We start from the raw sequence: 2,593 nt of genomic DNA on the forward strand, positions 1-2,593 counted from the left end.
GAATCAAAAACCAGCCACATTTGGTAGGAATTTGCTGTTTAGGTTTTTTGGCTGGAAAATTTTGCCAGCTATGGTTCGTAAAAGCATAGCAACCTTTTTGTAACGGGCAGAGTTCGCATTTAGGTTTACTACGACTACAGATCATAGCACCGATATCCATCATCGCCTGATTAAAATATTGAGTATCATTTACAGGAGTTAACAGAGTACTGATAGCCCATAGTTGGTTTTCAACTTCTTTTTTACCGGGCCAACCATCAATTCCATAAAAACGAGTAAGCACGCGTTTTACATTACCATCCAGGATCGGCAAATGTTGGTTTTGGGATAACGATAAAATAGCGCCAGCAGTGGAGCGTCCGATGCCTGGAAGTGAAATAACTTGTTCGAATTTATTGGGGAAATGACCATCATATTTAGCCACAATTTGTTGTGCTGCTTTATGCAAATTGCGGGCTCTGGCATAGTAACCGAGGCCTGTCCATAGGTGTAAGATTTCATCTTGCGGGGCATTGGCTAAAGATATAATGTCAGGGAAATGGCTAATAAATTTCTCAAAATAGGGGATCACGGTAGCGACCTGTGTTTGCTGCAACATTACTTCAGATAACCAGACGTGATAGGAGGATTTTTCTCGTTGCCAGGGAAGTGTTTTGCGCCCATAACGATGATACCAGTTAAGTACCGCTTGCGAAAATTGCAGTGTATCCATATAAAAAGTCTTTACCCTAAACAGTTTTATAAAAAGTAGCTTTTGATATGAGCGATGGTATCATTGCTAGTTGTTTTTTCCGCAAGGAATAAATATTTACTCTTTAGCCAAATATTAGCTTTGATGAAGCTTTTTATTCCGTCAATAGAGTAATGCTTTTTACCTGCCATTTTCATATTCAACTGCTCATAATATAATTATCTCTATTATGAATAGTATTAATTGGTAAAAATAATCTCAATACTTATGATGAAAAATGTTATTACTCCAGAAGTTAATGAAGAGGGCAAAGTAATACGTCGTGTTCGTAGCTTTGTCCGCCGTCAGGGGAGATTAACTCCTCGTCAGGAAAATGTACTGCAAACGTTATGGCCTAAGATGGGGGTAGATTTTACCGGCGAGCCTCTATCATTTGATTCACTATTTGGTAATAATGCGCCGGTGATCCTGGAAATTGGTTTTGGTATGGGGGCATCATTAGTTGCCATGGCCGAACAAAATCCGGCTAAAAATTTTCTCGGTATTGAAGTTCATACACCGGGAATTGGTGCTTGTTTGGCAGCGGCGAAAGAAGCCAATCTGAGTAATTTACGGGTTATGTGTCATGACGCAATTGAAGTATTGGAGAAAATGTTGCCAGATGGTTCGTTAAATATGGTGCAACTTTTTTTCCCTGATCCCTGGCATAAAGTAAGGCATAATAAGCGCCGAATTGTGCAGCAGTCCTTTGCTAAGCTTGTTTTACATAAATTGGAATTAGGTGGTATATTTCATATGGCAACCGATTGGCAACCTTATGCTGAGCATATGTTAAATGTAATACGTGAAATCAGTGATTATCGAAATTTGTCAGCAGCAGGCGATTATGTTCAGCGACCCGCTACGCGACCGGTGACTAAATTTGAAAAGCGTGGCCAGCAGTTAGGCCATGGAGTATTTGATCTTATGTTTGAGAGGATAAAATAATGTCTAAACAGCGTAGTCGTCGTTTACGTAAAAAACTACATATAGACGAATTTCAAGAGGTTGGTTTTTCAGTAAATTGGTCTTTTCCCGCTAAAACGCCCGTTGATAAGATTGATAGTATGGTTGATACCTTTATTATAGAGCTTATTCAACCTAATGGTTTAGCGATGGACGCCAGTGGTTATTTAGATTGGGAAGGATTGATCTGTATGGAGAAAACTGGCAAATGTACAGAAGAGCATCGTAAATTAGTAGAAGAATGGTTAAAAAATCACGGTATGAAAAAGGTGGTTACTTCTGAATTATTTGATATTTGGTGGGATTAATCAGCTTTAAATGTTATTAGACAGATTATTGTGACTAAGTGTTTTTGGCATGCTTTAATTTGTCTAAATGAAGAATCGATATAAGAGATTTTTTAATCGATATTTAAAGATTACTTTTTTGGAGTAGATAAGTCTATCAATAGATTTTTTACTATAAAAACTGTATTTTTAGTTAATAATAATTAAAGAAAAATAAATGTATTTTATAACAATTTTAAATGTAATTTTTATATCTTTTAATTGAAGATGGCCAATCAGCAAATTGGCAAATAATATGCTATCTTATTTTTAATTTTTCATACTAAATAAAGAGAAAATTAAATTTATATTAACTGATTGAGTAAAAATAATAAATTATTATTCTAATATTCCAATTATTAAGTAATAAATATTGTTTTTTATTACAACAGGGCACCTCGAAAAACCTAAGCCGAGTTTGATTTTGCTGATAAAGTTATCGGAAGCTGGTCTACTGAGCTAACCACCATGAAGAAACGCAGCGCCATTAAGAATGACCTCTTTGCAAACCAGTATCACCAACAGACGATCGACAAGTTGGGTGACCCGCTGGTCAAGATCGAAACCTGTA

3 protein-coding genes are annotated in these 2,593 nt (G+C 36.4%); 2 read left to right on the forward strand and 1 reads right to left on the reverse strand.

Annotation, left to right across the window (positions count from 1 at the left end; translation table 11 throughout):
- The coding region (mutY, locus tag CBG25_RS04595) for an A/G-specific adenine glycosylase (protein ID WP_290604899.1) at positions 1 to 712 on the reverse strand (712 nt) is incomplete at its 3' end.
- A 246-nt stretch (positions 713 to 958) separates the two neighbouring features.
- Between mutY and trmB the strand changes: the two genes are divergently transcribed.
- Together trmB and CBG25_RS04605 are read left to right on the forward strand one after the other, a co-directional pair.
- Positions 959 to 1,678 carry a tRNA (guanosine(46)-N7)-methyltransferase TrmB gene (gene trmB / locus CBG25_RS04600; RefSeq protein WP_290604903.1) on the forward strand — a complete coding sequence of 240 codons (720 nt, stop codon included), beginning with the start codon at positions 959 to 961 and terminating at the stop codon, positions 1,676 to 1,678.
- Positions 1,678 to 2,004, forward strand: coding sequence for a YggL family protein (locus tag CBG25_RS04605; protein ID WP_290604901.1), 327 nt, complete (start codon positions 1,678 to 1,680; stop codon positions 2,002 to 2,004). Before trmB ends, CBG25_RS04605 begins: the two co-directional genes overlap by 1 nt.
- Positions 2,005 to 2,593: the final 589 nt, after the last annotated feature.

The sequence above is a fragment of the Arsenophonus sp. ENCA genome, from assembly GCF_002287155.1.
Classification (GTDB): Bacteria; Pseudomonadota; Gammaproteobacteria; order Enterobacterales; family Enterobacteriaceae; genus Arsenophonus; species Arsenophonus nilaparvatae.